This is a genomic window from Zwartia hollandica (assembly GCF_019923725.1).
In the GTDB taxonomy this organism is placed as follows: Bacteria; Pseudomonadota; Gammaproteobacteria; order Burkholderiales; family Burkholderiaceae_B; genus Zwartia; species Zwartia hollandica.
The window spans coordinates 482,475-498,434 of sequence record NZ_JAHXRI010000007.1 but is presented as its reverse complement, the minus strand read 5'-3'; the positions used below and the strand labels follow the sequence as shown (position 1 = coordinate 498,434).

General features: G+C 49.1%; 13 protein-coding genes. All 13 read left to right on the top strand.

The annotated features are described in order from the left end of the window. Positions 1–12: 12 nt before the first annotated feature. The gene (locus KZZ10_RS10405; protein ID WP_259661449.1) at positions 13–939 is read left to right on the top strand and encodes a hypothetical protein; all 927 of its coding nucleotides are present in this window, start codon (positions 13–15) and stop codon (positions 937–939) included. Between the two features lie 107 nt (positions 940–1,046). Further along, positions 1,047–2,552: a glycosyltransferase family 2 protein gene (locus tag KZZ10_RS10400; protein WP_259661448.1), complete on the top strand. Its 1,506-nt coding sequence runs from the start codon at positions 1,047–1,049 to the stop codon at positions 2,550–2,552. After that, on the top strand, positions 2,549–3,454 hold the full coding sequence (locus KZZ10_RS10395; protein WP_259661447.1) for a KpsE/RkpR family capsule polysaccharide export protein: 906 nt from the start codon (positions 2,549–2,551) through the stop codon (positions 3,452–3,454). The genes KZZ10_RS10400 and KZZ10_RS10395 overlap by 4 nt, the downstream gene beginning before the upstream one ends. Beyond that, on the top strand, positions 3,447–4,256 hold the full coding sequence (locus tag KZZ10_RS10390) for an ABC transporter permease (protein ID WP_259661446.1): 810 nt from the start codon (positions 3,447–3,449) through the stop codon (positions 4,254–4,256). Before KZZ10_RS10395 ends, KZZ10_RS10390 begins: the two co-directional genes overlap by 8 nt. Before the next feature lie 30 nt (positions 4,257–4,286). Next, positions 4,287–4,940, top strand: a complete 654-nt coding sequence (locus KZZ10_RS10385; RefSeq protein ID WP_311133554.1) for an ABC transporter ATP-binding protein — start codon at positions 4,287–4,289, stop codon at positions 4,938–4,940. Beyond that, positions 4,937–6,100, top strand: a complete 1,164-nt coding sequence (locus tag KZZ10_RS10380; RefSeq protein WP_259661444.1) for a polysaccharide biosynthesis/export family protein — start codon at positions 4,937–4,939, stop codon at positions 6,098–6,100. The genes KZZ10_RS10385 and KZZ10_RS10380 overlap by 4 nt, the downstream gene beginning before the upstream one ends. 255 nt (positions 6,101–6,355) lie before the next feature. Continuing rightward, positions 6,356–8,782, top strand: coding sequence for a coiled-coil domain-containing protein (locus KZZ10_RS10375; RefSeq protein ID WP_259661443.1), 2,427 nt, complete (start codon positions 6,356–6,358; stop codon positions 8,780–8,782). Next, positions 8,779–10,548: a coiled-coil domain-containing protein gene (locus tag KZZ10_RS10370; protein WP_259661442.1), complete on the top strand. Its 1,770-nt coding sequence runs from the start codon at positions 8,779–8,781 to the stop codon at positions 10,546–10,548. The genes KZZ10_RS10375 and KZZ10_RS10370 overlap by 4 nt, the downstream gene beginning before the upstream one ends. Before the next feature lie 17 nt (positions 10,549–10,565). Further along, a complete protein-coding gene (locus KZZ10_RS10365) occupies positions 10,566–11,531 on the top strand; it encodes a class I SAM-dependent methyltransferase (protein ID WP_259661441.1) in 966 nt (321 codons plus the stop codon). A gap of 5 nt (positions 11,532–11,536) precedes the next feature. Beyond that, entirely contained in the window at positions 11,537–12,124 is a 588-nt protein-coding gene (locus KZZ10_RS10360; RefSeq protein WP_259661440.1) for a hypothetical protein, read from the top strand. An 816-nt stretch (positions 12,125–12,940) separates the two neighbouring features. Then, positions 12,941–13,795 carry a dTDP-4-dehydrorhamnose reductase family protein gene (locus tag KZZ10_RS10355; RefSeq protein ID WP_259661439.1) on the top strand — a complete coding sequence of 285 codons (855 nt, stop codon included), beginning with the start codon at positions 12,941–12,943 and terminating at the stop codon, positions 13,793–13,795. A gap of 15 nt (positions 13,796–13,810) precedes the next feature. Further along, the gene (locus tag KZZ10_RS10350) at positions 13,811–14,821 is read left to right on the top strand and encodes a polysaccharide biosynthesis protein (RefSeq protein WP_259661438.1); all 1,011 of its coding nucleotides are present in this window, start codon (positions 13,811–13,813) and stop codon (positions 14,819–14,821) included. Continuing rightward, complete coding sequence (wecB, locus tag KZZ10_RS10345; protein ID WP_259661437.1) at positions 14,814–15,944, top strand: non-hydrolyzing UDP-N-acetylglucosamine 2-epimerase; 1,131 nt, start codon at positions 14,814–14,816, stop codon at positions 15,942–15,944. Before KZZ10_RS10350 ends, wecB begins: the two co-directional genes overlap by 8 nt. The last annotated feature ends 16 nt before the right edge of the window (positions 15,945–15,960 follow it).

The following is a 15,960-nucleotide window of genomic DNA, read 5'->3' as shown; positions in this document are numbered from 1 at the left end:
GGGGGGGGGTGAGTGCCTTCTAGACCTAAATCCGCACAAGAAGATCAAGTGATCGACGTACAGCCAAACAATATTAAGCAAATCTTAAATGATCAATTGGTCAGTAAAGTCATCGATTGGGGCTTTAAAAATAGGGTAGATGAGGGTAACGTCGCCGAATTTCGCTGGAACCTTGAGGATAAGGCCTTACTAAAGAAGATATTTGATGACCCTAATCGGGTTGGTTTGGGCGAGCCCATGCGGGATACAAAGTTTCGTCGCTTTGTACACAGCATTATTGAAAACGGTTTGAACTCAACTGATGTTGCGCTGTTTCAGCGTTTTAAACATCGTTTGCCCCTGCGGTCGCTGGGACTCTCGCACGACCTCAATGACTTTACCTACAGTAAGCGCGATGGTCATGGGTTGTTTACGTCAAAAGCGCCTTTCCAGCACGGGTACTACATGCTTGAGGCAACAGTAGACCCACGCCACTTCAGCGCACGCATACAAGTCGACACGCGGGTCGATTACCTCAACACGCAAGGTTCGACGCGCCCAAGAGCGAGCAGCCACGAAGACTGCCCTTTGCGTGTGAAGAGCGCGACGATGGGTAAGCGCCTGCTTTGGCTAAAGCGGGATGGCGACTTAGCGATTGCGGTCAGCGCACCCGGTGCCACTCACGTACTCAAGGCGGAAGTGACGCATTTGCGCCTTGCCAGATTGACGCGCAATTTCTTTTTAAGCCGCCTGTATAAAAAGCTTGGATTAACGTTTGATATCAAGCGGGACAGTAAAATATCCAACGCGCAGGTTGCGGACTATTGGCAGCAGTATGAGCAACGTTTTGCACCGGAAGCGGCGCATAGACCTCATGGCGTACCACGACCCATTGCAGCAACACCTAGCGCCAACGAACAGTTGCAAGAAATCTTGCGTCTTCTAGCGGCACGACGTTGAGTAGAAAGCAATTACGCCCAACATTGACATACCTCTGGTCGCCTGAGCGGGTGGGCGAGCCGTTTGTTTGGGATGAGAAGTGTTTTTTGCAGACGCTTGATTCGGTCATGAACCAAAGTGTCCCGATGTGGCAGCTACAGATTTGTGTCACAGCGCAGCTAGCGCGCAAGATCCAAGCGCTTTTGAATGTCCATGCATCTGCGCAAAAAAGTAAAAATATCTCCGTCGTTGTTCGCTCTGAAAGAGGGGCGCTCAAGCGGCTAGCGGGCGCACTTGAAGGCATTGCGACGGAATGGGTCGCTGTGATCAACGGCTGCGATGTCCTAGCACCAACCGCCACGTACCTCTTATTAAAAGCGGCACTCGAAGGTCCGACCCCGAACGTTATTTATGGGGATCATGGCTTTGTATCCGGCACCACCAAACTGCCACTCGTGCATGCTAAACCGGCCTTCTCTGAAGATCTGCTTTGTAGTCAACAATATATAGGCGATTTTTTTGCTGTACGCGCCGAGGCGATCAAGGCCATTGGCGGCGTGAAGGCAGAATTTAGCTCTGCGTGGGCGCATGATTTGTTGTTGCGCCTCACGCAAGCTACGAACGCTGTGTCACAGCCCGTTATGCATGTACCAGAGATCTTGCACTATAGGCGACGGGCCAAGCTGAGTGCGACCCATCGGCGCGAGTGGAATGAACACACGGTCAGAGCAGTGCGGCGGCACTTCGCACGGCAACGACGACGAGTGCAAACAAGCGTATGTCGTTCTGACGTGCTGAGAAACAAATGGCCTGTTCCTTCTGCGCAGCCCAAGGTGAGTTTGATTATTCCTACGCGGGATGGCTACAAGATATTAAAGGCTTGCGTTGAGTCGATTTTGCAAGGCACGTCGTACACGAATTATGAAATTCTGATCGTCGACAACCAGTCAACAGAGCTGCAAACGCTGCGCTACTTGCGGCAACTCAGTAAAAGACATCCGCATATCCGGGTGCTGCCCTACGCCCACGCCTTTAATTATTCAGCTATTAACAACTACGCTGTCGAGCAGTGCTCGGGGTCAATTGTTGGTTTCATTAATAATGATGTCGAAGTACTCAATAACGATTGGCTGACCGAACTGGTGAGCCATGCGCTGCGGCCCGAGGTGGGGGTGGTCGGTGCGTTATTGTTATATCCGGACTACACCGTACAGCACGGAGGTGTGGTGGTTGGTATGCATGGTGTGGCGGATCACGCCTTCAAAGGTGTTCGACTCAATGACAAGCGGGCGGACCCCTTTGGGATGTTGCAGTCCGTGCATAATCCAGATGCCGTCACGGCAGCTGCGATGGTGATGCGCAAAGAGTTGTTTCAAGCAGCGGGTGGTTTTGATGCGCAACACCTTGTTGTTGCGTTTAATGATGTCGACTTATGTCTAAAACTGCGTCAACGGGGACAGCGTATTGTATTTACTCCCCACGCTCGGCTGATTCATCATGAGTCTAAGTCGCGCAACCTGGATCAGTCCAGCGCCTCTGACCAACGCGAGCGCTATGAGCACGCCATCATGAAGGCGCGCTGGGGTACCGACCGTGTCCCGAAAGCCAATCCCTTGTTGAGTGCCTACGCATGAAGAAAAAGAAAAAAAGTATCGAAGGCTTAGTGATTTTTTTGATCACTGTTGTGATCCCGACTGCGATCGCCGTCTTTTATTATGCAACCTACGCTTCTAATATTTATATTAGCGAGTCCCGTTTTGTGGTGCGTAGCCCGCAGAAGCAAGGCGGGTCGGTGACGGATTTTTTTAGCAAGGTGGGCATCTCTAAATCTGACGATGATTCTTACATTGTGCGTGACTATATTTTGTCGCGTGATGCGATGGATATTCTGATTAAAGAACTTGATATCAAAGAGCAGTACTCGAGCCCCACTATTGATATGCTTGCGCGTTTTCCTGGCTTACGCTATTGGGAAACCAGTGGTGAGTCGTTCTATCGCTATTATCAAAAGCAAGTAGGCGTGTTGGTTGAGGCTGGTTCGTCGATCGCGAGCTTAACGGTTCGATCCTTTGATCCCGAATCGGCAATGCGTATTAACAAGAAGCTGTTGGAATTGAGCGAAGGTTTTGTGAACAGGTTGAACGAACGCGCCCGAACCGATATCGTGAAAATGGCGCAAAAAGAAGTAGACCTGGCACAGACACGGCTAGAAGCTAAAGCATTACAGCTAACCGCGATGCGCACTGCCAAGCAAACGCTTGATGGCGATAGACAGGTTATCTTGGCACAACGTCTTTTATTAGAAAAAGAATTTGCGGATAAGCAGTTGGCAGCCGCCATGGCTGCACTTGAGCAAGCGCGCTCAGAGGCCTTGCGCCAGCAGTTATACATCGAACGTGTTGCGCAGCCCCAAGTCCCTGATAGCTCGCTTGAGCCTGATCGCGTGCGTGGGATTCTGACGACATTTGTGCTGGGTTTGCTCTTCTGGGGAATCGTTTCCCTGCTCGTTTCTGGTGTGCGTGAGCACAATGTCTGACAGCAGTCGCGTCCGGATTGGTCAGACTTCGTTTTTGCAAAGTCTAGCCATTCAGCGCCGCGTGATCCACGGCCTAGTATTACGCGAGATATTGACCCGTTATGGTCGCCATAATATTGGTTTTTTATGGCTGTTTATAGAGCCTATGCTGTTTTCGGTGGGTATCGCGATTCTTTGGACGTACACAGGGTTATCCAAAGGTTCCATCTCGGCCGCGGGCTTTGCACTGACGGGTTATTCATCACTTGTCTTGTGGCGTAATACGGTGAATAAGATGGCTGGTGCTGCATCGTCAAACAAAGGCTTGCTGTATCACCAGCAAGTCAAAATATTAGATATTGTGCTGGCCCGCAGTCTATTAGAGTTCGCGAGTGTCACGACGTCGTTGGTGATTCTGACGATTGTGTTTCAACAACTTGGGCTGATGGAAATGCCCTCAGCACCCTTGACGGCGGTGATAGGCTGGTTTTATCTGATGTGGTTTGTATTTGGTGTTGGAATGATAGCGGCATATCTTGGTGTGGTATCGGAACTCTTTGATCGGATTTGGCACGTAGCCCTTTATCTGACGATACCGTTTACGGGTGCACTTTCGATGACGGCGTGGTTGCCTCCAGAGGCGCAAGATATTTTGTTGTGGTCTCCCATGGTGAACGCCGTTGAGATGCTTCGAGAAGGCTATTTTGGTACTGAAATCCAGGTCGTGTATTCCATTCAATACCTCGTGAAAGCTAATGCTGGCGTGACTTTACTCGGGCTGTTACTGGTACGCAAAATACGTAGAGGCCTCGAAGATGAATAGGCTTCCGCGCTCTCAATGGACGATCCAGCGGTGATTCGTGTCGAAGGTGTATCCAAATCCTATGAGGTGCGTGGTGGCTGGCGCACCGTTCTTCACGGCATCAATTTGAACGTTGAGCAGGGTCAAAAAATTGGTGTCTTAGGTCTAAACGGAGCAGGCAAGTCGACACTAATCCGATTGTTAGGCGGCGTCAGCTTGCCCGATTCAGGCACGATCGAGCGTGGGATGAGTGTCTCGTGGCCCCTAGCTTTAGATGGTGGATTTCAAGGCTCGCTGACTGGGTATGACAACCTTAAGTTTATCTGCCGTATTTATGGCGCGGACATTGATTCAGTGCTGCCGTTTGTTGAAGACTTTGCGGAACTGGGCAAGTACCTCCACGAGCCCGCTAAATCTTATTCCGCGGGTATGCGATCGCGGCTTGGTTTTGCGATTTCGATGGCGATTGAGTTTGATTGCTATTTAATCGACGAGACCCTGGCGGTTGGTGACGAACGTTTTCGTGCGCGCTGCCATGAAGAATTGATTGTGAAGCGTGCGGATCGCTCTTTAGTGTTGGTGTCCCATCAAGCTGAAACGATTCGTGAACTCTGTGACAAAGCTTGTGTGCTGCACGAGCAGACCTTGCATCATTTTGACGATATTGATAGCGCGTATGCGTTTTACCGGAGTATTTTGCAATGAATGCCTTAGCAAAAATTTCGATTAGTGTATTGCTTCCCGTGCTAAGCGCGTGCTCGCACTGGTTGCCGGCCTCGGGTCCATCCACCATCAAAATGAACGAGGCCGCTGAGGCAGATACGTCAATAATCCAGCTGGTTGACATTACCCCAACGGTTACGCAACGGCTGGCTCTTAGCCAAAAGAAGCAGTCTTTCGCAGAGTCCTTCACAGAGCGTCGCGTGAATTCCTACCTTGTGAACCCGGGTGATGTTATTGAAGTTAGCATCTGGGAGGCAAGCCCCGCGATGCTGTTTGGTGTGGCGCCAGCCGCGGCCGCCTTCAGCGCAAGCTCTGGCAGCAAGGCAAGCACCTTGCCTGAGCAAATGGTGGGCGCAGATGGCTATATCAACGTACCGTTTGCAGGCCGTGTCAAGGTTGCGGGCAAAGACTTGCAGAAAATTGAAACCGATATAGCGAAGGCCTTGGAGGGTAAAGCCAATTATCCGCAAGTAATTGTGCGCATGACACGCAACACGACCTCAAACGTGACCGTAGTGGGCGAAGTCACGCAAAGTGCGCTCCTACCTATTACGCCCCGCGGTGAACGCTTGCTCGATGCGATTGCCGCCGCAGGCGGAGTGAGACAGCCTGTTAATAAAATCACACTGCAACTGTCCAGAGGCAGTGTCGTCAGAGACATTGCACTGGAAAAAGTCATTCAAGATCCCAAACAAAATATCCAGCTTTATCCTGGTGATGTCGTGACGGCGTACTATCAACCCCTTAGCTTTACCGCCTTGGGTGCCACCGGTAAAAATGACGAGATTAATTTTGAGGCACAAGGCGTCACGCTCGCACAAGCAATCGGCAGGGTCGGCGGTGTGCAAGACGCGCGCGCCAACGCGTCGGGTGTGTATGTTTTCCGTTTTGAAAGCAGAGATGCCGTTGGCGCAGAGTTCATTGCAAAAGTGGCGAATAGCGAAGGTAAGTTACCGATCGTTTATCGGCTCGACATGAGCGACCCCGCCGCTTTCTTTGTGGCGCAGAACTTTGAGATACGCAACCGGGATGTGCTGTACGTCTCCAATGCTTCAGCCGTTGAGCTACAGAAATTTTTGAACATCTTGGTTTCAGTGATCTATCCCATTGTTAATGTGGGGAATATTGTTAATGGCTTCTGATCTTGAGAAGACGACTCTCTTAATGAGTCTTGAATTGTTACCTACGACTGTACGCATCTTATGAAAACACTCTGCATTACTGGTGTGAATCCAGCCGAGCTATCGTTTATTGAGGGCATCTTCGTACAAGCTGGGATGGCTCTGCCCCGACCTGCGCAGCGTGACGAGACGCTCACGATAGGCCGTTGGCACGAGAAGATTCAGAGTCGAGTCAAAGAGATCGCTACCGAGCAAGGCCCTGCAGAGCTGGGGCGGGTGTGGGAGCAACTGGCCAGCGACTTGTTTGTATCTAACCTAGAACAGCCAGTGTGGGGATGGTCAAACGCGCAGTCAATCGCGCTGTTGGATTTTTGGCAGGCGTTTGATCCGCAATTGCGGTTTATCTTGGTGGCATGCTCGGCACAGCGGTTTATTGCCAGCGCCCTGGAGTCAGGTGAAGCTGTTCCAACGACCAGTGTTTTGCTTGAGCAGTGGGCCGCACAACACCTGCAGATGCTTCATTTTTATCATCGCTTTCCGCAAAAAGCTGTGCTGGTGGATATTGATCACTGTATTGACAACCCGGCCGGGCTGCTTAAAGTGTGCCAACAGTCCTGGCAACTGGGTTTAAGCAAAGTGCATTTTCCGAGCCAACCTGCACCGACTTTGTCGGTTATGTCGCGGTTTCTGGCGGAGAATCTGAGTCAAACAGATCCGCTGTGGCTGCCGCTACAAAATGAACTGTCATCGAGTGCAACAGCGATCGGCACCCTTTGGAAAAAACCATCGCGTATCGATATAGCCGACGCGGTACATGCCTATCGCGATGAAAAGTATCTAAAAATTGAGCCGAGCGTTTCTGCTAAAGAGATTGAACTGCTCAACGCTGCGCAACAGGCGCTGATCGAGTGGCAGACTAAGAATCAGGACCTTAACACCGAGTTAACGGAGACGCGAGCGAAACATGCAGCTGATTTGGAAGCGTTAACAGCTCAATTACACGACGCCAAAGAAGAAGCAAACTTGCTACTTGCACAGTTGCATCAAGTGCGAGAAGAGCTTGAAAATTATTTCCTTGAGCTGCAAAATTCTAAAAAGAATATTGAGATGGCGGAGCGCTCAGTCGGAGTTTTGAGTGAAGAAAACAATTCATTAAAAGAGCAGCTGGGTCGAAGCCTGGCAGATTTAGAAAAATCGAAATCCGCTTTACTGGCTGCCCAAGTACAATCGAACGAGGCACAAGAAAGGGTCGGGTTGTTGTTATCGCAACTGCCTCAAGTGCAAGAAGAGTTAAAAAATAATTTCCTTGAGCTGCAAAATTCTAAAAAGAATATTGAGATGGCGGAGCGCTCAGTCGGAGTTTCGAGTGAAGAAAACAATTCATTAAAAGAGCAGCTGGGCCGAAGCCTGGCAGATTCAGAAAAATCTGTATCTGCTCTTAGCATTGCACAACATCAGTTGACAGAGCAGCAGGCCGTAGAACAGGCGCTTAACACCCTCCTCAATGACGAACGCACACAACGGGAGGATGCGGCTGCTCGATTAAAGGGTACTCAGGCGCAACTTAAGGATACTCAGGAAGAGTCGGAGCTCTTGCTTGCGCAACTGCATCAAGTGCAAGAAGAGTTAGAACATTATTTCCTCAAGTACCAGGATTCTGAACAAGAGCTTGAGGCCGCAGCGTTGCGTTGGAAGCGCATGTTACAAAGAACGCCTGATTATTTCGACCTCGAGTCCATAGAGGTGCAGAGCATTGAAGGGGTCAGTGCTGAGACCTTAAGGTGGCATTTAAAGGGTTTAGAGGCGGCTGGACGCAAACTGCCAGAACTTGAATTGACCACCTTTGTCGTGGATGGCATTGCAGGGTTAGAGTTACCACGCAAAATGGGCGGACACAATATCATCCAGCGCTGGCCTGCTGTGGTTGCGTCTGACGAGACCCTCGTCGTTGCCTGGCTTGGCGATGCGAACGCAGATGAGAAGCTGACCCAAACACTCCGACAATTAGGGCGCAGCGATTGGGATTTGATCCAAGTGATCATCACAGCACTGCGTACCTCGCTGAATACTCCCGGAATATTAAAGCGTACTGGTGTCGTTGTTACGGAGAATACCCTCCCGGCGCTTGGTGCGTTGCAGTCCAAGCTGAGCCAAATGCCCAGAGTTTTCCGGTTTGACGAACTGACACTAATGCGCGAGCAAGTGAATCACGATTACGAACATTTGTGGCTAAATTTCCGGCATGTCGCGATTGGTGATAGACGGTTATTTGATTTTGATTTTAGGGTTTCGTGCGCGAATCTACGCCCGAATGTTTTTGGGAGGCATCCGAAACTAGAGTTTCCAGAAACAAGTGGCCGGGCGGCTTTCACTGAGTGGTTTGATGAATCGTATGATGATTTTGGCCCGAAGCTTGAGTTGCGATTTGCCCTGCCAGCTGCCATGGATATAGAGGTATGGGGACGACTTTCATTATCGGATAGAGCGTTTCTTGAGGAACTTGTGCAGAATATGCCTGCATTTCTATCTGAGCTAGAAATGTCTGGTGTAAAACTTAAGCGTGACTGGGAAGATTGGCGGCAGTTAGTGCGCGATGTTGCTCGCATCTTGAAGGGGGGCTCTGAAAGCCCTTTGTTACAAGTGTCTACACCGTTGACGCCAAAACGCACAGCATCCCGCGCTAAAAAAGGTGTGCGTAAATGAAACCACTTGTAGTGAGCTTACGCACCACCAGCCCTTTGGGTGGATCAGGGCAGTCTTTATCGGTATGGCTTAACGCTTTGGCAGTCGTTCAGCGACCGACACGGATTGTGCATATTGGGATCGGTGATGGCAAAGGCGAGTCCTGTGTTTGGACTGACTGGCCGTTAACCAAAGCGTTAGCGATTGACGCTGACCCTCAGACCCAAGAGGTCATTGAGGTGCAATCCCACGTGATCGGTGAAACTGAAGGTAGGGTTGCTTATTTTGTAGCAAGCAACCCCTCTGAGAATGGTTTGATTGATCCCAGTCTACTCAGAATGGTTTGGCCAAGCCTGACACTTTCGCATCAAGTTCAGCGGGATTCCAGCACGCTTGATCGTGCTGCAGCAGAAATGTTGGATACAGCTATTGATGTGGGCGCCGAGCCCTTGTGGTTAATTGTTGATGCGCTACCTGCGGTAAGCATCTTAAGTGGTGGTACGAAGTTGCTCGATGTGAGCAGTTTGGTGTGTGTGCGAGCGCTAGCCGAAGCCGGGTTTCGGGGTGAGCCAGCCGGGGCTGATCTTGCAGCAGTTGATCGTTTTCTGGAAGAAAAGGGATTTATACGAGTCATTTACCTTCCCGGCTTAAACCCAAAGGTTGGCCATGCGCTATATGCACGTAAACGAAGTATTCAGGTAAAAAGCCCGATTGAATCGGAGGCTTCACTTCAGCTTTCGCAGGTTCAACAAGCTGCCGAAGCGTTGACAGTATCCTTGCAGCAGACATCGGAAAGCCTGCAAGCTACACAAGCTAAGTTAGACGTAACACTTCAGGAGCGTGACGCAGCTCAAGCGGCGGCAGAGGCAACTTTTCAAGAGCGCGATTCAGTGAGAGCGAGCAGTGCTGCGTTAGGAGCCCAGCTACACGAACAAACGCAAGAAAAAGAGCAGGCATTGCAACAGCTTGAGGAGGCAAAACAATCTACGCACGCCTTAACCGCCTCTCTGCAGCAGTCCGCCGAAGGTCTGAAAGCTACACAAGCTAAGTTAGACGCCACACTTCAAGAGCGTGACGCAGCGCGCGCGACGTTGGACGTAACGCTTAAAGAGCGCGATGCAGCGCAAGCGACCAGTGCTGCGCTAGGAGCCCAGCTACACGAACAAACGCAAGAAAAAGAGCAGGCATTGCAACAGCTTGAGGAGGCAAAACAATCTATGCACGCCTTAACCGCCTCTCTGCAGCAGTCCGCCGAAGGTCTGAAAGCTACACAAGCTAAGTTAGACGTCACGCTTCAAGAGCGAGACGCATCGAGAGCGACTAGTGCTGCGCTAGACTTGCAGCTTCAAGAGCAAATAGAAGTGAAGGATGTAGCATTGAATGAGCTCGCGGAGATAAATAAATCTGCCGAAGCGTTAACTGCATGCCTACTAAAGGCATCCGAAGATCAGCAAGTGTTGCAAGCCAAGCTAGATACGACACAGTTGGAGCGTGATACTGTTCAGGCTAGTAGTGCTGCGCTAGGAGCCCAGCTAAAAGAACAAACGCAAGCAAAAGAGCAGGCCTTGCACCAGCTTGCGGATATGCGGCAGTCGTGCGATGCTTTAACGGCTACGCTTAAAGCCAAAGAAATAGCCCTTGAGTCAGAGCTCTTGCAAGTACAGCGCCTCACGGCGGAAAACAACGAGTTAACGCATCGACAAAAATTGATGAATGAAGAGCTTGTGAAGGCCGAGGGACAAATCACCCTGATTAAGGACCTGCTGCTAAGAGAGCAGGGTCTCTAAGTATATAAACGCTAAGAATGATTGATCCTCAAGATGTTGTTAACGCCTATCGACTCATTCTCGGTCGTGAGCCTGAAAGTCAGGAGTCAGTGAATCGATACGCAACAGAGCTCTCTGACCTGAATGCCTTACGCGATATGTTTTTGAGTTCGAATGAGTTTCGGCAAAAGTTTGAGCACATTCACGCCCCGAAACGTTCTCGCAGAGGCTTTTACGGCCCCGTCATGAAGGTAGAGCTCAAAGCAACGGACGAACAGTTGGCAATGCTCTATGTTAAGACAGCTGCTCAGTGGCATCATCTTGGAGAGACCGAGCCGTATTGGTCTGTCATCACGCAAGAAAGCTACTTGCAAAGTCATTTCCAACAAAGCAGGGAAGTCTTTTACGCCACTGGCGAGCAAGAAATTCAATTGCTAGACAGCACGCTTGAGCGCCATTTTCTTGAACATCGTCCGTTAGGGCGTTGTATCGAACTGGGTTGCGGCGTTGGGCGCGTTACTGCTGCGTTGGCGAAACGCTATCAAGAGGTGATTGCGGTTGATATCTCGGAACCACACTTGCGTCTTGCGGAACAAGAGCTATCTATGCGGGGTGTCAGTAACGTGACATACCAGCATTTGACATCTCTTGAGCAGACTGAAGGGTATGGTCCGATTGATCTTTTTTACTCAAAGATTGTTCTCCAGCATAACCCTCCGCCTGTGATGGACGTCTTGCTTAAAAACTTACTTACTGCTTTAAGACCAGGCGGAATCGGTTTTTTTCAGATCCCTGTTTTTAAAGCGGGGTATAAGTTTTTGCTCGAGTCGTATCTACAAGAAGATAATCAAACCGATATGGAGATGCACTTCTTCCCCCAGGCTGAACTTCTAAATTTGGTCGCAAACGCCGGGTGTCGAGTTTGTGAACTTTACGAAGACGACTCCATTGGCGCGTCTGCATCGATGGTTTCAAACACTTTACTCGTCCAAAAACTAGATTAAGCGCTATGTTTAATTGGTTACTACGTTTGTTCCGTAAAGCTCAGCCCTCTGAGGACTTGCAATCTTCGCTCGCAGAAAAAGGGATGCACTCCTCGGTAGACCCATCTCGCGAAGCTTCGGTTGTCAATAGAGAGGCTACGATAGATACGGAGGCAATCACTCCCGAGGGAGTATCTTGGGTTGCCTTCGACGAAAGCTTACTAGAGCGTGCCCGTACCCAATGGCAGTTCGGTGACTGGGAAAGCTTGGCGTCGATTTCCAGAGAATCTCTTCAGCACCACCCCGAGCGCGCAAGGCTTGCTGTATTAGTGGCCGCTGGGCACGGTCAGCGAGGTAATCAAGAAAAACTTCAGCAATTTATCCGCTTAGCTCAAGACTGGGGTTGTTCGCGTAAATTAATTAGCCAAGTGCTGATTTCAGGAGTGCAAAATAGCCTCGGGCTGGCATCTCTCGCAGCAGGGCAAACCGATCGGGCTAAATTGTTTTTCGAACAGTCAGTTCGGACGGGGATGCCGGGAGCAGACCTTAAATTGCTGTCCGGTGCCCGAGTACGCCAACAGCGTCAGCTTCTTGGACTTCATGTCAGCAACTGAATACCATTAACAGAATATCACCAAGCATTCTGAATCGCTACCAATTTACCAGACATTCGCTAGCCTCTGAATAAACTACTGATCGTATTTTATCGGTGACAAACCGTCGTTGTGACTGTGATAGTGAATAGAGTTGAAAAATTTCTATTTAGTCGAAGATGTTTTGACGGGCTTGATCTCGACTCGCCTATGTCTGACGTTTGATTTGCCCAAGCTTGGGAAACTGAAAAGCCTTCCACTAGCGCATTGTCATGACAGTTTCCACACCAGCCCATGCTTGCAACTATGTTTTGCTGTTCCGAGAATCCTTGCCACTCATAATCTGAGAGTTGACTGCCTTGGTCGGCGTGAACCATGACGGTTTGATTTGATGTACGCTCTCGAAAAGGATCTATAAAACGAGTAACGATTCAATTCAGAGATCCTACAGACAATGGAATTTGTGAAGCACTTAACGACAGAATGAGAGAGTAGTGTTTGAATGTTCATCCGTTTAAAACGATCGAGCACTTCGCCACTTTTTGCAATAGCCGCAGGAACGATTTTTACCGTCAACCGTTCTTAGATCTATATAGGCTTGTGTCATCGATTCGTTTCTTCGAGGGCTTTCATTTGGAGCATTGTTGGTATGTGCATACCGCTGCACTTTAATCGCAAATGATGGAATGGTGTACGACTTATGACAGGCTCTCGATGTAAATCAAGAGAGGTAATGCCCAGTTTTTTAAAGTACACATAAATGAATGAAAATGTTTTTTTCAAAAAATATATGAAGGTGCTATTGATGTGCCCGTGGTCTGTACGGAGATTTTTAAAATGAGGGTATTGGTTATTGGTGCAAATGGGATGCTTGGGAATGCGATTTTTAGATTGCTGAACGAAAATTCTCAGTGGGAGATATTCGGTACTGCCCGCTCGGAGAGCGTCAAGAAGTTATTTAATCCAGCACTTAGTAATCGTCTTATTTTCGGAATTGATCTTAACCAGCAAGATTCGCTTATTGACGTTCTCAGTCACATTCGTCCAGATGTCGTCGTTAATTGTGTGGGCTTAATTAAGCAACTGGCTGATGCAGAAGACCCACTACAAGCGATACCTATGAACGCGTTACTGCCGCACCGTCTTGCGCGCATATGCAAACTCATCAATTCGCGTCTGATTCATATTAGTACGGATTGCGTATTTTCAGGCGCTGTTGGCAATTATCGAGAATCTGATCGACCTGATGCCCAAGATTTATATGGACTCTCTAAACTGTTGGGCGAAGTTACTTACTCGCATGCTGTGACCCTACGCACATCAATTATCGGCCACGAACTGCAGAGTGCAAATGGATTGGTCGGATGGTTCTTGTCGCAGGAAGGACAATGCAACGGTTACACGAGGGCGATTTTTTCAGGTCTCCCCACTGTTGTTTTGGCACAAATTATTCGTGATTTTGTGATTCCCAATAAAGAATTGTCGGGACTTTATCACGTGGCGTCTGAACCTATTTCTAAATACGAACTGATTAAATTAATTGCTTCCGTATACAAAAAATCTATTGATGTTATCCCTGACGAGCGAGTGGTAATTAATAGATCACTCAATGCGGAGCGTTTCCGAAGTGAGACAGGCTATGCTGCTTCCAGCTGGTTGGAAATGATCAAAAGAATGCATGCTTTCGGTTAATAAAAAGAGATAGCTATGCTCAAAGATAAGATATTAATGATTACCGGAGGAACAGGTTCGTTCGGTAATGCCGTTCTTAAACGTGTTCTTTCAGGTGGAGTACGCGAAGTACGCATTTTCAGTCGGGATGAAAAAAAGCAGGAAGATATGCGTATCGCCTTAAACAATGACAAGGTCAAATTTTATATTGGTGATGTACGTATTTACGAGAGTATTGATGATGCCCTGCAGGGTGTGGATTACGTGTTTCATGCGGCTGCGCTCAAGCAAGTTCCTTCGTGCGAGTTCTACCCCATGGAGGCATTGCGGACCAATGTGCAGGGCGCTGAAAACGTAATGCGTGCAGCTATCGCCAACGGTGTAAAAAGTTGTGTAGTGCTAAGCACTGATAAAGCTGTCTACCCGATCAATGCAATGGGTATCTCCAAAGCAATGATGGAAAAGGTAATGGTCGCTAAGTCTCGTCTATGCGACCCTAGTAGAACTGTTTTAAGCGCCACGCGCTATGGGAATGTGATGGGGTCTCGTGGGTCGGTGATCCCACTTTTTCTGGATCAACTGCAGTCGGGTAAGCCCTTAACCATTACCGACCCAAATATGACTCGATTTTTGATGTCATTGGAAGAATCGGTTGACTTGGTTCTGTTCGCTTTTGAGCATGCTCAACCTGGCGACATCTTTGTGCAAAAGGCGCCCGCGTCGACAATTGGTGACCTCGCGCTAGCGATGAAGGGGTTGTTAAAAAGTAAAAGCGAAGTGCAGGTGATTGGTACCCGACACGGTGAAAAGCTTTATGAGTCGCTGTTGTCTCGTGAGGAAAGGGCTCGGGCCGATGACTTGGGTAATTACTACCGTATTCCAGCAGAGTCACGTGATCTCAAATACGCTCAGTACTTTGTGGAGGGGGAAGTGGCGATCCCCACTTTTGATGATTACAACTCCCACAACACGCACCGCCTAGATTTGGACGGTGTTAAACAGGTCTTGATGAAACTGGACATCATCCGGGCGGCTTTGAATGAATAATCTCAAGGTCATGACCATTGTTGGCACTCGGCCAGAGATCATTCGCCTGTCACGTTTGATTCCCAAGTTGGATCAGCACTGCGATCATGTTCTGGTGCACACTGGGCAAAACTACGACTATGAGTTGAATGAAGTTTTCTTCAATGACCTAAAAATTCGCAAGCCTGATTCATTTCTGGAAGCCGCAGGAGCAACCGCAGCCGAGACCATTGGGCAAGTCATCATGTCAGCGGATAAGGCGATGGAGCGCTACCATCCAGAGGCTTTGCTTCTGTTGGGAGACACCAACAGCGTATTGGCGGCCATTGCCGCCAAGCGCCGCAAGATTCCGATATTTCATATGGAGGCAGGCAACCGTTGCTTTGATTTCAGGGTACCCGAGGAAATCAACCGTCGCATTGTTGACCACATAGCAGACATCCATCTGCCATATAGCGATATCGCCCGTGAATACCTGTTGCGTGAGGGTTTGCCGCCAGACCAGGTGATCAAGACCGGTAGCCCTATGAGCGAGGTTATTGACTATTACATGTCGGGTATTGAGGCTTCAGACGTCTTGACGCAGCTTGGGCTAAAGGCACAGCAGTACTTTGTTGTGAGCTCGCATCGAGAAGAAAATGTCGACTCTCCTGAAAATTTGCAAAAGCTTTTCGCGATATTGAATGCTGTGGCCGAGCGTTACAGGGAACCTGTGATTTTTTCAACACACCCACGCACAAAAAAGCGTATGGATGCGATGGGTTTGACGGCGCATCCTCTGGTTAAATTCTTTAAGCCCTTTGGCTTTCTAGACTACGTAAAGCTGCAAACGAAAGCTCATGCAGTTTTGTCTGATAGCGGCACGATTACCGAGGAATCGTCTATTTTGAACTTTCCAGCGCTAAATCTGCGTGAAGTACATGAGCGGCCTGAGGGGTTTGAAGAGGGCGTTGTGATTTTTGTAGGTATGAGTATAGACCGCGTTATGCAGGGCTTAGGTATTTTGGAAACCCAGACTCGGGGTTCACAGCGTAGTTTACGCTTGGTAACCGACTACGCACCCAACAATGTATCTGAAAAGGTACTACGCATTATTCAGAGTTATACCGATTTTGTTAACCGCAAGGTTTGGCACAAAAATTGATGCTGACTGCGCGCAT